Raw genomic sequence first — 15,196 nt, 5'->3', positions numbered from 1 at the left:
GACAGGAAACGATCGCAAATCAAGACCGAGCGATCGTTTTTTTGTCGATTCACAATTTTGCAACCTGGTTCTGTGCGGCAACCAGGGGCCGTATCGAAAGCTAGTGGGCCATCACTTGGTTGTGTTGATGGCGCTGGAGGGCGGCGAGCACCTTGGCCGGAGTGACCGGCTTGCTGACAAAACTGCTTGCGCCCGAAAGCTTGGCCCTTGCCCGATCGAACAGTCCATCCGCACTCGTTAGCATCACAATCGATGTGTGGCTGAGCTGTTGCACGCGCCGCAACTGAGCACAAAGCTCATGCCCATTAATCACCGGCATCACCACATCCAAAAACACCACATCAGGCTTGGCTTCAATTACCTTGGGCAGGGCCGCCAAGGGTTCAAAACAACCTAAAAACTGGTGACCATTCCCAATCACTATTTTCTCGATCCTTTCGCAAATTCTGGGATCGTCATCCACACAAGCCACCTTTAGGGAAAAACTAGCCTGCGGCGCTTGGTGGCTCATTTCCAAGTCCGGTAACTCAATCACGGCTAACTGTTTGCGTTGCCAAAGGAGCTGAAATACCTTGAGCACGCCCCCCAAGTTGGCATAGTTAGGATCCAGCTTGGCCACAATGTCCCAGAAGGTGCGCTTGCCATCCAACAGGGGAGCCAGGGTCATGGTGGTGGAGGTATCGGCGGCGGTTTCATTGCCCGGGAGATAAATCCAGCCCCGATCGGCCCAAAGCGGATTGAAGGGCAATCGTTGCCAATGGCGCTGTAGGTTATAAGAGCGGGTGAGGGCTTCGCCCATCAAGGAAGAGGAAAGGGACAAGTTAGGGTGAATGGGATCGATCGGTTGGGCAATCCACTGAAAACGCGCTGAGGGTTGGTCAACCACAAAAAACACCTCGATCGCCACCTGCATGACGATCGCTTGGGCCCGTTCGATCGTCAACAGTTCCTCTGCCAACGCCTGCTCTAGGCAACGCACTTCCCAAAGGGGATCACTCAAATTCTGCTTCGTGGCTGCCACCAGCCCATTCCATCCCTCACGCGCCTGCGACTCCGTGCGCAGCTTGATCGCCCGCTGCAACCGTCGCAGCCGATGGCGATTGCCCGTACACCAAGCCAGCCGCCCGCGATAGAGCCAAATTTGCCAACGATGGTGATCCACCTCCACATTTAGGTAACCCGTTGCCTGTTGTCGATAGGCCAGCAGTAGAAATGAACGCAATTGCGAGTCATGGAAGTTTTCTGGCATGGCCTTGAGGAAGTTTTCTGGCATGGCCCTGAGGGATCAATCTCCAACTTAGTGAATACGGAAACCCCGCTGGCAAGCTTTTTAGTGAGTACTTTTATCAAGACACTGAAATAATCAAACGAAAATGGTCAAATAATGATCATTTCACAACATTCGAGAATTTTCTAGCCTGCCCTAGGAATTAGTCTGAACAGCTTTGAATTAGCTCTGTGAATTAGCCCCATTTTGGCTGATCCTCTTCTTTCAATTGGTACAATCTGGCTCACGGCCCTGGGCAATCTTACACAACCCATCCATGAATTTCGTTATGACTCAGATCTTGGTTTTGGTCATACTCATAATGAGTTGTCGATCGTGATTGACAACATCTCCAGAGATCGCCGCTACAATGGTCAGTAAATGGCAAAGCAGAAGACTAAGTTAGTCATGAAAGCCATCAACAACACTGCCCCAATCCCAGGTTTCAGTCCTAAACCTCAGCCAGATCATTTCAGCCAGTTCTGGATCATGCTGGTTTGTTTAGGCTAAATGATTGCGTTACTCATGGTGTTTATCAACCCAACAACAATGCTCAATTGGGCAACTGGCTTGTGGGTAACCAATGACTAATCAACCTTTGCACTCCCTGATTTTTTGCGCCGAATCCGTTACCAGTTCCCTATCAACCTTGGAGGTTGTCTCTCAAAAATTCCAGCCCTTGAGGTTAATTGTCTAGCGGCTAGTTGGCTTCAGGGGAAAAAGCACAGCCCAGGAAAATTCTTCGCGGTCACTGAGTATTTTGGAGAATAAATCTCATGAGCGATCGGTGCGCTGGTACGACTCATCCCATCCTAGAGCAAAATGCTAAGCGGCTGTCATGCCAACCATTGTTTTGAAAAGAGCGGGTTTTCAACGAATTCAGCCCTAAAATTGCCAAATTCGCTCAATCATGCCCCTAAATTAACGTTGCGTCAAATGAATTTTTCGTTTGAACCTTGCGTTGATGCTATGGAGTGTAATGGAACGGTGGCGGTATGACCTGCGTGATTTTACTGAGGAATTTTTCACCAAGAAATTTTGGGTAACAGAACAATGCAACTAAAACGCTTAGGACATGTGGCAATTTGTGTGCAGGATATTGCCAAGGCCGTGGAATTCTACAAGGACTTGGGAATGGAGTTGGCCTGGCAAGATCAAGATTGGGCCTATCTGAAGGCGGGTGAAGACGGGTTGGCACTCTTGAGTCCGGAATATGACCAAGCGGGGCCACACTTTGGTTTCATTTTTGACCAACGGGCTGAGATGGAAGCAGCTTACGAGGAGTTGCAAGGAAAGGGGGTTTATGTGACCAAGGTGCATGAGCACCGAGACGGCACGGCTTCGTTTTATGGTCGTGACTTGGATGGCAACTGGTTTGAGTATCTCTATGAGCCAGCGCCAGTGCCAGCGGCAGTTTAGTTTGCGGGTTGAACGATCGTGATGGCTGCGGGGGAGATGGGCGTTGTGTTGAACCTGTCCATCTCCCCCGTGTCTCTAGTTGCGCGATCGGGGCGGGGTTCCCGTAACTTGAAAGCTCAAAAATTTGGACAGCGGCAAATTTAAGCTACTTTAAGGTACTGCCTGAAAAACGCTTTAAGCCTGACGATGACTGACATTTGAAAGCCGGTGAGGGGATTTGAACCCCTGACCGCTCGATTACGAATCGAGTGCTCTACCACTGAGCTACACCGGCTTGCCCCAAAAGGCGCTTAAAGAGTATAGCAGCATTGGCCCAAATGGCTACAAATCGCAAGAAGAATTTTTCTGGTTTCCCAGGGCGCTGGTTGCAACTGTCGTGGTGAACCGGGCGATCGCCCGATGAATGACTCCCGATCGCCCGAAATGCGGCATTGGCCCCAATTTATCCGACAATTAAGCACTGCCTTTTCCGTGAACTTTTTGAACTCCCTGTTGCAACTCAGCGGGGAGGGTTAGGCAGTGGGCTGATGGCGATTTTGTTCTGTTAAGTCGGGGGTGATGAGGCGCTCATGGCGGTTTTACATGGTAGCTGGCAACTGGGAGAGCAGGCTTTGTTTCTGTGGGCAGAGGCCTGGAAACCGGCGGTTGGGAAACCGCCGACCCAGTGGCAGGTGCCGGATCACCCCCGATCGCTCTCGGCAAAGGAATTGAAAGCTTGGTTGCCCACGCTGGTGGAAAGCGGTTGTTTGAAACCGGGGGCGATCGAGCGGTTGAAGGATTGGTCTGCCAAGTGGCGGGCGATCGGGCTGCCCACGTTGCGCGGCAATGGAACTCCTCTGCTGGCGGGAACGACGGTGGAACCAGAACAGCTCGATCGGCTGGAAATTAATCTTTGGTGGGTGGAAGGGCTGTGGGTTCCGGCTGCCCTGGTACCTGATTTGTTGCAGGGGTTGCCCTTGGCGGCCGATGAAACGCCGATCGCGGGCGATTTGCGTTTTTGGAGCCATGTGGCCCGCTGGGGGCTGGATTTGGTAGCCCGGGCCAAGGCAGTGCCCACCCTTGCACCGACGGCGGAGGGGGTTGCCCGATCGCGCTGGCAACCGTTGTTGGAAGGGGCGGTGGATCGATCGCGCCTGGAGCACTTTACGCAACAGATGCCCAGTAGCTGCCGATTTTGCCAAACCCTGGAGCGACCGGTGGAGCAGCGAGCGACGGCCAGCAATGCCCGATCGCTCCGAGGTTCTAGCGGCCCCGTGCGGATCACCACTTTTCAGCCGATTTCGATGCAACTACCGGCCGTGCCAGCGGCTCTGCTGTCGGACTTTTTGGGCGAAATGGTCGATGCTCGACTGCGGGCCACGGCGGCCACGTTGCCCTTGCCCGGTGAACGGCGCGTGGGCGGACGGGGAGCGGCCCGAGGTGGCCTGACCACCGCGATCGGTTTGCCGCCTGTGGCCCGCGATTGGTTGAGCGCGTTGGGCCAAGCTAATGGCACTTGCCAGAGCGCCTTGGCGGAGTTGGTGCCATTGGCGCGGAGTTTGCAAACCTGGTTAACGCCCCTGGCGATCGAGCCGGCCGCCACGGCCGGGTTCTGTGCAGCGTTTCGGTTGCACCCGCCCCAACCCTCAGCCGATCGCTGGTATTTGGAATATGGCCTCCAGTCGATCGACCAAGCAGGGGTTTGGATTCCAGCTCAACAGGTGTGGCGATTTCCGGTGGAGCGGCTGCGATCGGGCGATCGGGTGATGAATCGGCCCCAGGAAACCCTGTTGCGGGGCTTGGGGTTGGCGGCGCGCCTTTTTCCGGCCCTGGAAGCCACCTTGGATTTACCCATGCCCAGCGGCTGCGAGCTATCGGCCGTGGAAGCCTATCAATTTGTGCGGCTCTATGCCCAACGATTCCAAGACAACGGCTTAGGGGCCCTGTTGCCCGAAAGCCTGCGGAATCAAACCAGTTACCGCCTGGGGGTGCGGTTGCTGGCCGGCGACCCCCTCGCCACCGATCGCCCCAACTTGGGTCTGCGCAATTTGCTGAACTTCCGCTGGGAGCTGTCCTTGGGCGATCGGGCCCTCAGCGCCCAGGATTTTGAAACCCTGCTGGCCAAGACAGACCTCGACACCATGCCCCTGGTGGAAATTGGGGGCGAGTGGGTGGAACTGCGGCCGCACGAAGTCCGCGCCGCGCGGGACTTTTTAGCCAAGCGCCAGGGAAACCTAAACCTCACACTAGATGAGGCGCTGCGGATCACGACCGGCGAGAACGCCACGATCGACAAGTTACCCGTGGTGCAATTTGAATCCTCGGGCGCAGTGGCGGAGTTAATGAACGCCCTGGGCGATCGCGCGGCCATCGAACCTGTGATCACGCCCCCGAAATTCCAAGGGCAACTGCGCCCTTACCAAGAGCGCGGCGTAGCTTGGTTGTCCTTTTTGGAGCGTTGGGGCCTGGGAGCCTGCTTAGCAGACGACATGGGCTTAGGCAAAACCCCCAGCACGATCGCCTTTCTGTTGCATTTGCGCGATCGCGCGGCCCTGGTTGGGCCCGTCCTGCTGGTTTGTCCCACCTCCGTTTTGGGGAACTGGCAACGGGAATTGGCAAAATTTGCCCCCGATTTGCGTGTGTTGCTGCACCATGGCGATCGCCGCTTGAAGGGCAAGGCCCTGGCGCGGGCCGCCGAAGACCTCGATGTGGTGCTGATCAGCTATTCCCTGGTGTTTCGGGATGAAATGACCCTCCAGGCCGTGCCTTGGTGTGGCATTGTGCTGGACGAAGCCCAAAACATTAAGAATGCGGAATCCAAGCAATCCCAAGCCGTGAAGCGCTTGGCGGCCGTTGCCGACGACGACACCAGCGAGGAACCGCGTCCCTTGCCCTTCCGCATTGCCCTGACCGGGACTCCCGTGGAAAACCGCCTGGCGGAATTGTGGTCAATCATGGACTTCCTGAATCCGGGCTATTTGGGCACCCAAACCTTCTTTCAGCGCCGGTTCGCCACCCCGATCGAGCGGTTTGGGGATGGGGCTTCCCTGCAAACCCTGCGATCGCTCGTTCAGCCCTTTATTCTGCGTCGCCTCAAAACCGACAAAACCATCATTCAAGACCTACCCGAAAAGCAGGAATTCAACCTGTTCTGCGGCCTCTCCGCCAGCCAAGCGGAACGCTATCAAGCCTTGGTGGACGAAGCCCTAGCCGCGATCGAGTCCAGCGACGGGATCCAGCGACGGGGGCAGATTTTGGCCCTGTTAGTGAAGCTAAAGCAGGTCTGCAACTATCCCGCTTTGGTTGGGGGCGAAGGGGAACCGGAACCGAGCGATCGGGCCCCGAAACTGGTTCCCACCGAATCGCCCAAATTGCAGCGGTTAGGCGAAATGCTCGAAGAGGTGGTGGCCGAGGGCGATCGGGCCTTGATTTTCACCCAATTCGCCCGTTGGGGCCATTGGATGCAAGCCTATCTGCAACAGCAGTTGGGACGGGAGGTGTTGTTCCTGCATGGTGGCACTCCCCAAAAGCAGCGCGACACCATGGTTGAACGGTTCCAAAACGATCCCCAATCACCGCCCATCTTTATCCTGTCCCTCAAGGCCGGCGGCACGGGCTTAAACCTAACCCGGGCCAACCACGTGTTTCACTTCGATCGCTGGTGGAATCCCGCCGTGGAAAACCAAGCAACCGATCGCGCCTTCCGGATTGGGCAAACCCGCAACGTTCAGGTTCACAAATTCATCTGCACTGGCACGCTGGAAGAGAAAATTCACGACCTGCTCGAAAGCAAAAAAGTCCTCGCGGAGCAGATTGTGGGAACCGGCGAAACCTGGCTCGGGGATTTGGACACCGATGCCCTGCGGGATTTGCTGCTGCTCGATCGAGCGGCCATCATCGAAGATCGCTAAATCTCAAAGTCCCAGTCAAAACAAGAGCGCCACCCATACGGGCAGCGCTCCTGTTCAAATCTAGGGCGGGATTATATGAATAATTCCCTGCTTGCCCGAGAGCGAAGTCTATTGGTGAAGGGTCTTTAAACAGTACGAGCTAGACCCCATTGAGCTAGTACCTAACGGGGCAAAATCCCCACGGGTTGAATGAACAAGGGCCTTTATTTGGGTGACCCCTTTTTATCTGGAAACCAGTTTTCCATGAAGTGGGGTCGCTGGGGAAGTTCCTCAACTTTTCTTTAAAATTCCCTGAACCACCCTCGGGGCAACCCCTTCAGCCCGGCGGGTTTCCCGAAATTCAGACCACTGGTATCAATTTTGTCTTCATCTAAATCGCAAAAAGCCTGCCCTGAGGGAAGAGCAGGCTCGGTTCATCCAGTTTTGCGGGGCAGGGGTTGAGATGAGTTGGAAAGCTAGCTGAGGGGAACCAATAGACCTCCTGCACGAATCAGCTAACAGCCCTCATCCCCCAACCCCTTCTCCCAAGGGGGGGCGAAGGGGAGCCAGAAATAGGGAGTTACGGCGATTTAGTTGTTGATTTTCAAGTCCCTCTCCCGACTTGGGAGAGGGATTTAGGGTGAGGGTCTTGATTGATGCAAGAGGTCTAATCCCTAGGGTCTGTCGCCATTTCCTAGGATCAGGCGGAAATGATCGATTTTCCATGTCCCAGCCGTTGTAACAAGGGGCTTAAGCCCCTTGTCCCCCACGATCTGCCAACGGTGGAATCAGGGTTTCAGGCGATTCGACGACAAGCTCTAGGCTTCCTCTTCCTCCTCGTCGTCCTCAAAGTCCTCTTCATCGCTGAAGAGGGCCTCGACAATTTCATTGGCGCGATCGTCAGAAACGCCCAGCGCCGTTTGCAGCTCGTTCAAGTAGTCTTCTTCCGATTCGGGGACTTCGCCATCGGCGGCCACGATCAGAATGGCGGTGATTAGGGCAATTTCTGCCAAATCTTCATTTTGGGTGACCACTGCCAAGGCACTGCCCAGGAGGGTCTGCACATCGGAGGCTTCCGAGGCTGCAACCACTTTATCGACTATCTCGACGAGTTCGTCATCGGAATAGTCTTCAAACAGTTCAAATTCCGCTGCAACATCGGCCAGCAATTCGGCCTCGATGTCTTCAACGGACTCATCAACGATCATGGTGATTAACCCGATCGCAATGATTGCCTCTTCAGGTGTTAAATCAATCAGATCGGAATCCGCTTTCGCAGGCAGATGACGAGGCATAAAAACGTCCTAGTCTCTCAAAAGTTTGGAAATACTGAGGCGCAATCGAGCGGCTTTGGCCGGCAACCACAGCCCCAAGCTAATTTTTCTGCTTGGGGATGTCAAGCAAATTGCGAACCATCCCCGAAGGTAAGCACCGTTGGGGTTTGGTCAGTTGCAATGGGGGGCGATCGCCCTAGGCCGATCGGGCAAGGCCTAAAGATCTGAGAACCCCTTCTTTTTCTTGCCGGGCTTTTTCTTCTTCTTGGCCGCGTTGGGATTGTTATAGCCTCGGAAGCCCGGTGCAGGCATTTGCCCCATCGGATTACCCAGTCCCATGGGGTTACCGCCACCCATGCCGCCCATGCCACCGCCCATGCCGCCAAAGGGATTCATGCCGCCAAAGGGGTTCATGCCGCCCATGCCCGGGAAGCCCATTTGCCCCGATCCCAACTGCTGCATGAGGGTGCGCATTTTTTGGAAGTCGGACACCAGGCTGCTCACGTCCTCTTCCTTGAGGCCGGAACCGCGAGCAATCCGGCGGCGGCGGCTGGGGGTGCTGGCCAATAGATCCGGGTTGCGGCGCTCTTCCAAGGTCATGGATTTAATGGCCGATTCGGCTACCTTGAGGCGGGCTTCTCCTTCCTCCAGGTGTTCGGCCTTGATTTTGCCGCCCAAGCCGGGGATCAACTTCACCATGCCCGCGAGCGATCCCATGCTCTTCATTAAGCGGGTTTGCTTCAGGAAGTCATCAAAATCGAATTGGGCCGTGAGGATTTTTTCCTGCATCTTGACCGCATCGGACAAGTCCACAGCTTCCTGGGCTTTTTCCACCAGGGTCAGCACGTCGCCCATGCCCAAAATGCGGGAGGCCATCCGATCGGGATAGAAGGGTTGCAGGGCTTCGACCTTCTCGCCGGTGCCGATGAATTTGATCGGTTGGCCAGAAATTTGCCGAATCGAGAGGGCCGCCCCGCCCCGCGCGTCGCCGTCCATTTTGGTCAGGATTGCGCCTGTGATCCCCACCGCGTCGTTAAAGGCCTTGGTCAGGTTGGCGGCTTCCTGACCGATCATGGCATCCACCACCAACAGGATTTCGTGGGGTTGCACGGTGTCTTTGATTTGCACCAGCTCGCCCATCATCGCCTCGTCAATTTGCAGGCGACCGGCGGTGTCAATCAGCACGGTGTCAAAGCCTTCGGCCTTGGCTTTTTCAACCCCTTGGCGGGCAATTTCCACGGGGCTGATCTCGGCTCCCAGATCGAAAACGGGGATGTCGATTTGTTTGCCGAGGGTTTTGAGCTGCTCAATCGCGGCGGGCCGGTACACGTCGGCGGCCACCATCAGGGTTGATCGCTTTTCCTTGCGCAGGTGCAGGGCCAGTTTGGCGGTGGCGGTGGTTTTCCCGGCCCCTTGCAAGCCGGCCATCAGCACGATTGTGGGGGCCGTTTCCGCTTGGGTGAGGGGTTCGTTGCTTTCGCCCATCAAGGCGGCCAGCTCGTCGTAAACCACCTTGATGAACTGCTGGCCGGGGTTCACGCCGGAAACCACTTCGGCCCCTTGGGCCCGGGTTTCCACGTCGGCAATGAACCGCTTGACCACTTGCAAGTTCACATCGGCTTCTAGCAGTGCCCGCCGCACGTCCTTGAGCGCGTCTTGGATGTTGGCACTGGAAATTTTGTCCTGGCCACGAAGTTTTTTCCAGGCGGATTCAAAGCGTTCGGCAAGAGCGTCAAACATGGGCAGGGCGCGTTCGGGTGAGTCGGGTCGATCGCGCCGGGTCGGGAGATGGGCAAGATCTGCCCCGATCGGCGCGGAGTTTTTCAGCGAGGGATTTAATGCGTATTGATGATAACGCGGCGGGCGATCGCTCGCGGCCAGCACCACTGATCAAGCGCAACCGAGAGCTACTGTTTAGGAGTGGGGCGGGGGCGGACTTTGGGGCCCTTCGGGGCGATCGGGACGAGCGTCGGGATCCAAATCGGGAATCACCGGATCCGCAACCATCGGGTCTACCACCATGGCGGCTGACGCAGGACGATTGGTAATGGGTAGCCGATCCGTTTCGTAATCTAAGGATTCGTCAGGATCGTGATCGCTGGAATGATAAGGATTAATGGATGGCGGTTGCTGATTGGCCTGTCGAATCAGCCAATAGCTGGCCGAAAGGGCCACAATGGCCAAACCCAGCCCAATTAGCTCTAGTCCGTCAATTTTGGATAGATCCAGAATGATGATTTTTCGGGCGACGGCGGTGAGCGAAGTGGCCACCACCAGCTCCACTTGCACCACATGCTTACGTAAATAGGCGGTGATGTTTTCTAGAATTTCTAGGGCAATGAGGATACTGAGCAGTGAGCCAAAGATTTCTTGTAGGGATGAGTTGAAAAAGCCCAAGGGCGATCGGAATAATTGCCCAGAAAGCAACAGGATTAAATCCACAGTTGCCACGATAATCACCATGATCGTGGCGAGGGACAGGGCCCGAGAGATGATCCCTTCAATGCCATCGGCCAGTTTCAAAAATTCCCGATCGTGATAGCTGGCCCGAATAATCCAACGTACCAATCGATTGAGAGAAAAAGATTTAGCAGAACGGCGCATGGGAAATCTCAAAAAGTCAGGTTGAACGTTAAGTTGAGCTTCCAGCTCAGTAATAGTCTGGCAATGGCTCAGAAGTTGAGTTAAATGCCATGTCCAGCAATGACCTGGCAATCACCCAACAATAGATTTGCAAACTGTTTGATCAACCGTTTGCAGTAGAATGCCAAGCGCGATCGCGCTGTGGAGTTGAACCCTTGGGCTGCCCATCAGAATCATCATCCCCCGTTCCGAGTCCGGTGAGTGAACCTTGGACGGACGAAAAGGATAATCCCCTGGATTCAGTGCGAAATCCAGCGCGAGACCCATCGCTCGATCCGTCGGCAGATCCTGGGATGGATCTCTTGGAGGTGGAAGCGGAGGACGGAGGCGACTTGGCAACCTATGCTTGCACAGCGGCTCGCTCGGAGCGGCTCGATCGCTTCCTGGCGGCTCAATGGCCCAATTTGTCTCGATCGCGCTTTCAAAAACTGATTGAAGCGGGCCAGGTGCAGGTGAATGATGCGCCCTGCGCTAACAAGCATGGGGAGGTGAAGCCGGGCGATCGAATTGTGGTCACGATTCCGCCCGATCGACCCCTGAGCTTGGAACCCCAGGCGATCCCGCTGGATATTTTGTATGAAGACTCGCAGGTGATTGTGATTAACAAACCGGCGGGCATGGTGGTGCATCCGGCTCCGGGGCATCCGGACGGCACGATGGTGAATGCACTGCTGGCCCACTGCAAAACCCTGCCGGGGATGGAAATGCCGTCGATTAATGGCGTGCAGCGGCCGGGAGTGGTGCATCGACTCGATCGGGACACCACCGGCGCAATTATGTTTGCCAAAACCGACTTGGCGAACCAACACCTGCAAGCCCAGTTGCGCTACAAGGTGGCCCAACGCACCTATTTGGGGATTGTCTATGGTGCGCCTCGGGACGATCGAGGCGTGGTGGATCTGCCGATCGGGCGGCATCCGGTCGATCGCAAAAAACAGGCGATCGTCCCCGTTGAAAAAGGCGGCCGCAAGGCAATCACCCACTGGTTCATCGAAGAGCGCTTGGGTAACTACACCCTAATTCGCTTTGAGCTGCAAACGGGCCGTACTCACCAAATTCGTGTCCACAGTGCCGAACTGGGCCACCCGATCGTGGGAGATCCGGTCTATGGCTCGGGCCGCAGCATTGGGGTTAATTTACCGGGGCAGGCGCTCCATGCTTGGAAACTCCGGTTTCAGCATCCCTTGAACTACGAATGGATCGATACGGAAGCACCCTTACCGGAACATTTCCAAACCCTGCTGGAGGTGCTGCGTCGCCGATCGGGGCCGGCGCTCTAGATTCCTATCAGGATCATTCCCCACAAAACAGCAGGGACACGACTCGATCGCGCCCCTGCTGTTTTATCAATTTCCAAGTATCTGAAAACCCTTGAAAATACTTGCAAATACTTGAAAAGAATGGTCAATTCAACTAGATTTACCACTTCAAAAGGTTGAATTGTTCCATGTCGATCGTGTCGCGGTTGCGGTAAATCGACAGGACGATCGCCAAACCCACAGCCGCTTCGGCCGCCGCGATCGTAATCACAAACACCGCAAATACCTGACCCTTGATTCCTTGCGGATCCAGATAGTTAGAAAAAGCCATCAGGTTCAAATTCACGGCGTTGAGCATCAGCTCGATCGACATCAACACCCGAATTGCATTCCGGCTGGTGACCAAACCAAAAATACCGGTGCAAAATAGCGCCGCCGCTAATAGCAAAAAATATTCCAGTTGCATTGCTGGCTCCTGTTGAAAACTGCCTTGAAGTGCTGGGGCAAGGGGCTTAAGCCCCTTGTCTGGTTTGGGTGGGCAACTAACGCGATCGCTAATCGATCAGTTGGCAGCCCCTTGCCTAGTTTGAGTGGGCAACTAGCGATCGGTGGCGGCCAATTCCTTCGGCCGCTCCGGCAACGCCAATTCCGTTTCCGTCGGTTGGCCCGTGGTTGGGTCATCCACCAGCAAATCGCGACGCGCCAGGACGATCGCCCCAATCATCGCCATCAACAGCAACACCGAAGCCACCTCAAAGGGCAACAGATAATCGCTAAAGAAATGCTGGGCCAAGGTAACGATCGAGGATTCCACCGTTTGGAAATCCGTGGCCAACTGCCAAGGACTGGTCAGCACCACCGCCGCCAACAGGGCAAACAACCCCGCACAAACCAGCGCCGTCACCACCTGCCGCAGCAGGGCCCCAGCCGCTGGTACGTAGTCTTCGCGCTTGTTCACGAGCATCACCCCAAACAGGATCAACACGTTCACCGCGCCCACATAGACCAAAATTTGCGCCGCCGCCACGAAATCCGCGTTCAGCAGCAAATACAGACCGGCCATGCTGATAAAGGTCAATCCCAGCAAAAAGGCCGAGTAGACGATGTTGCCGGCCAGCACCACACCCAGGGCCGAACCCAGCATCATCAGGGCCAAAACTGCGAATGACCCCAGTTGTACGCTTTCGCCTAAATTCACCGTTACTTTCGCTCCGTAATTTTCCTACTTCTCAATCGCGATCGCTGGACTTATCCCTAGGAGTCAGGGAACAAGGGGCTTAAGCCCCTTGCTCCCTGCCCTGGCAACGTTCTAAGCGTCGGGCTTGTCCTTTTCCAAGGTGGCCAGGATTTCTTCCGGGCGACTGCCGGCCCGCTGGGATCCGGCGGGCAAATCGTGGGGATCAATCACCCCAGAAGGCAAGTAGGCAAACTCCCGCAGCGGCGTAACCATCGGATCGTTCGTCACCTTGTAAGGCAAGCGACCCAGGGCCACGCTGTCGAAGTTTAAGTCGTGGCGATCGAAACTCGCCAGTTCGTATTCTTCCGTCATCGACAGGCAGTTGGTGGGGCAATATTCCACGCAGTTACCGCAGAAAATGCAAACGCCGAAATCAATGCTGTAGCTCTTCAGTTCCTTCTTCTTGGTGGCTTTATTGAATTCGTAGTCCACCACGGGCAGGTTAATCGGGCAAACCCGCACGCAAACTTCGCAGGCAATGCACTTGTCAAATTCGTAGTGAATTCGGCCCCGGTAACGCTCCGAAGGGACGAGCTTTTCGTAGGGATATTGCACCGTCACGGGGCGGCGCTGCATGTGGTCGAACGTCACCGACAGGCCTTGGCCGATATATTTGGCCGCTTGGACTGCCTCGCCAGCATAGTCGCTGACTTTCTTGAGGAAGTTCAGCATGGTGTTTGCCTCTCTATTAACAAGATTGCGGGTAACAAACGTTGGTTCGCGTTCAGTCAGTCCAACCTTGGGGCGGGCGGCGGGCCCGCCGGATCATTTCGCTGTTGCGCGTTTTGCTGTTGTGCGGTGCTTCCCGATCGCCCCCCATCCGAACCCTTCGGAGATTCCTGAACGGTTCGGGTGCAAGGGGCGAAGCGAATACGATACGACGGGTCTGGAGCTTTAGACCCGGTTAGCCGCCGAAGAAGGCCGGGAAGCTGAGTTTTAGGGCCGCCGTCAGCAACAAGTTGGCCAGTGCGACCGGTAGCAGGAACTTCCAACCCAGGTTCAGCAGTTGGTCAATCCGCACCCGGGGAACCGTCCAGCGCAGCAACACCGCCAAGAACACCAGCAAATAGGTCTTGAACAGCACCATCACAATGCCAAGGGCGGCGGCGATGATTTGCACCCAAGCGGCGCTCAGATCCAAGCCCAAGGCTCCGGCTAACCAGTCGATCGAAACGGGCGATTCCCAGCCCCCCAGATACAACACTGCCACCAGCAGCGCCGACAGGGTGAGGTTCACGTAAGACCCTAGGTAAAACAGGGCAAACCGCATCCCGGCATATTCGGTTTGGTAGCCTGCCACCAGTTCTTCTTCCGCTTCCGGCAAGTCGAAGGGCAAGCGTTCGCATTCCGCCAGGGCCGCAATCCAAAAGATGAGGAAGCCCAGGGGTTGCCGCCACACGTTCCAACCCAAGATGCCGTAGCCCGATTGCTGATCCACGATGTCCACGGTGCTCAGGGAGTTGGACATCATGACGATCGCCAACACGGCCAAGGCCAGGGGAATTTCGTAGCTAATCGATTGAGCAGCGGCCCGCAAGCCCCCCAGCAGGGAGTACTTGTTGTTGGATGAATAGCCCGACATCAGCAGCCCGATCGGGGCAATGCTGGAGAGGGCAATCCACAGGAACACCCCCAACCCCAGGTTGGTGATGTTCACGTTTTGGCCAAAGGGCACAACGATGTAAGACAAAAAGACGGGAACCACCACCAGCGCCGGCCCGATCGTGAACAACCAAGGATCCGCCTTGGCCGGCACGATGTCTTCTTTAAATAGCAATTTCAGGCCATCGGCAGCCGGTTGCAACACGCCGAGGGGCCCCGCATATTCGGGACCAATCCGCTGTTGGGCAGCGGCGGAAATTTTCCGTTCAAGCCACACGACGACGAGCACGCCGACGGTGGCGGTAATCAGCATCAGGAGCAGCGGCAGCGGAATCCACACGGCGCGGGCGAAATCGCCAGGCAGTCCGAAGTCGGCGAGCGCTTGCACGAAGCTGCTTTGGAGGTCGATTCCTTGGTTCATAGCTTCAGCGCGATGAGCGGGTCTGGAGGAAAGCTGGGCCGCGCGATCGCGGCAAGCCAGTGGGGGAAATTGAGCCAAAATCTCAAAGAAAAATTGCTCAAAATCACCCGAAATACGCTAGTGATAAAGGCTAGGCATAGATGTTCAGCGGGCTTTCCGTGCCTAGTATATCGTTGTACGAGAGCGGGCCCCGTCTTCGATCGGC

Annotated in this window: 11 protein-coding genes and 1 tRNA gene; 3 read left to right on the top strand and 9 right to left on the bottom strand. The window is 55.9% G+C overall.

From position 1 onward, the window contains the following. Positions 1-100 precede the first annotated feature (100 nt). The gene (locus AC2IAX_RS17545; protein WP_494388593.1) at positions 101-1,273 is read right to left on the bottom strand and encodes a response regulator; all 1,173 of its coding nucleotides are present in this window, start codon (positions 1,271-1,273) and stop codon (positions 101-103) included. Between the two features lie 1,047 nt (positions 1,274-2,320). On the opposite strand from AC2IAX_RS17545, the gene AC2IAX_RS17540 reads away from it, so the two are divergent. After that, the gene (locus AC2IAX_RS17540; RefSeq protein WP_494388592.1) at positions 2,321-2,686 is read left to right on the top strand and encodes a VOC family protein; all 366 of its coding nucleotides are present in this window, start codon (positions 2,321-2,323) and stop codon (positions 2,684-2,686) included. Positions 2,687-2,888: 202 nt separating this feature from the next. Here the strand turns inward: AC2IAX_RS17540 and AC2IAX_RS17535 are convergent. Then, positions 2,889-2,960, bottom strand: a tRNA-Thr gene (locus AC2IAX_RS17535). A 295-nt stretch (positions 2,961-3,255) separates the two neighbouring features. On the opposite strand from AC2IAX_RS17535, the gene AC2IAX_RS17530 reads away from it, so the two are divergent. Next, on the top strand, positions 3,256-6,576 hold the full coding sequence (locus tag AC2IAX_RS17530; protein WP_494388591.1) for a sll1366 family intein-prone helicase: 3,321 nt from the start codon (positions 3,256-3,258) through the stop codon (positions 6,574-6,576). Positions 6,577-7,373: 797 nt separating this feature from the next. Here AC2IAX_RS17530 and AC2IAX_RS17525 read toward each other — a convergent pair. The 3 genes from AC2IAX_RS17525 to AC2IAX_RS17515 form a co-directional block, all read right to left on the bottom strand. Continuing rightward, positions 7,374-7,850: a tellurite resistance TerB family protein gene (locus tag AC2IAX_RS17525; protein WP_494388590.1), complete on the bottom strand. Its 477-nt coding sequence runs from the start codon at positions 7,848-7,850 to the stop codon at positions 7,374-7,376. A gap of 195 nt (positions 7,851-8,045) precedes the next feature. After that, a complete protein-coding gene (ffh, locus tag AC2IAX_RS17520) occupies positions 8,046-9,569 on the bottom strand; it encodes a signal recognition particle protein (protein ID WP_494390433.1) in 1,524 nt (507 codons plus the stop codon). Between the two features lie 174 nt (positions 9,570-9,743). Further along, positions 9,744-10,433: a phosphate-starvation-inducible PsiE family protein gene (locus AC2IAX_RS17515; RefSeq protein WP_494388589.1), complete on the bottom strand. Its 690-nt coding sequence runs from the start codon at positions 10,431-10,433 to the stop codon at positions 9,744-9,746. Positions 10,434-10,669: 236 nt separating this feature from the next. On the opposite strand from AC2IAX_RS17515, the gene AC2IAX_RS17510 reads away from it, so the two are divergent. Then, a complete protein-coding gene (locus tag AC2IAX_RS17510; RefSeq protein WP_494388588.1) occupies positions 10,670-11,752 on the top strand; it encodes an RluA family pseudouridine synthase in 1,083 nt (360 codons plus the stop codon). Positions 11,753-11,891: 139 nt separating this feature from the next. Here AC2IAX_RS17510 and nuoK read toward each other — a convergent pair whose 3' ends face one another. The 4 genes from nuoK to nuoH form a co-directional block, all read right to left on the bottom strand. Continuing rightward, the gene (nuoK, locus tag AC2IAX_RS17505; protein WP_099532802.1) at positions 11,892-12,197 is read right to left on the bottom strand and encodes an NADH-quinone oxidoreductase subunit NuoK; all 306 of its coding nucleotides are present in this window, start codon (positions 12,195-12,197) and stop codon (positions 11,892-11,894) included. Between the two features lie 132 nt (positions 12,198-12,329). Further along, positions 12,330-12,929 carry an NADH-quinone oxidoreductase subunit J gene (locus AC2IAX_RS17500; protein WP_494388587.1) on the bottom strand — a complete coding sequence of 200 codons (600 nt, stop codon included), beginning with the start codon at positions 12,927-12,929 and terminating at the stop codon, positions 12,330-12,332. Between the two features lie 111 nt (positions 12,930-13,040). After that, positions 13,041-13,640 carry an NAD(P)H-quinone oxidoreductase subunit I gene (gene ndhI, locus AC2IAX_RS17495; protein ID WP_393012209.1) on the bottom strand — a complete coding sequence of 200 codons (600 nt, stop codon included), beginning with the start codon at positions 13,638-13,640 and terminating at the stop codon, positions 13,041-13,043. 232 nt (positions 13,641-13,872) lie between these two features. Further along, complete coding sequence (gene nuoH, locus AC2IAX_RS17490; RefSeq protein ID WP_494388586.1) at positions 13,873-14,991, bottom strand: NADH-quinone oxidoreductase subunit NuoH; 1,119 nt, start codon at positions 14,989-14,991, stop codon at positions 13,873-13,875. Positions 14,992-15,196 lie beyond the last annotated feature (205 nt).

Source organism: Limnothrix sp. HT2024, from assembly GCF_059138625.1.
Note: the sequence above shows the minus strand (reverse complement) of the source record. Positions and strands in the feature narration are given on the sequence as shown.

What these genes read in the sequence shown, in the direction of transcription:
- AC2IAX_RS17545 (WP_494388593.1), bottom strand. Translation starts at nt 1,273, where the DNA reads ATGCCAGAAAACTTCCTCAAGGCCATGCCAGAAAACTTCCATGACTCG.
- AC2IAX_RS17540 (WP_494388592.1), top strand. Translation starts at nt 2,321, where the DNA reads ATGCAACTAAAACGCTTAGGACATGTGGCAATTTGTGTGCAGGATATT.
- AC2IAX_RS17530 (WP_494388591.1), top strand. Translation starts at nt 3,256, where the DNA reads ATGGCGGTTTTACATGGTAGCTGGCAACTGGGAGAGCAGGCTTTGTTT.
- AC2IAX_RS17525 (WP_494388590.1), bottom strand. Translation starts at nt 7,850, where the DNA reads ATGCCTCGTCATCTGCCTGCGAAAGCGGATTCCGATCTGATTGATTTA.
- ffh (WP_494390433.1), bottom strand. Translation starts at nt 9,569, where the DNA reads ATGTTTGACGCTCTTGCCGAACGCTTTGAATCCGCCTGGAAAAAACTT.
- AC2IAX_RS17515 (WP_494388589.1), bottom strand. Translation starts at nt 10,433, where the DNA reads ATGCGCCGTTCTGCTAAATCTTTTTCTCTCAATCGATTGGTACGTTGG.
- nuoK (WP_099532802.1), bottom strand. Translation starts at nt 12,197, where the DNA reads ATGCAACTGGAATATTTTTTGCTATTAGCGGCGGCGCTATTTTGCACC.
- ndhI (WP_393012209.1), bottom strand. Translation starts at nt 13,640, where the DNA reads ATGCTGAACTTCCTCAAGAAAGTCAGCGACTATGCTGGCGAGGCAGTC.
- nuoH (WP_494388586.1), bottom strand. Translation starts at nt 14,991, where the DNA reads ATGAACCAAGGAATCGACCTCCAAAGCAGCTTCGTGCAAGCGCTCGCC.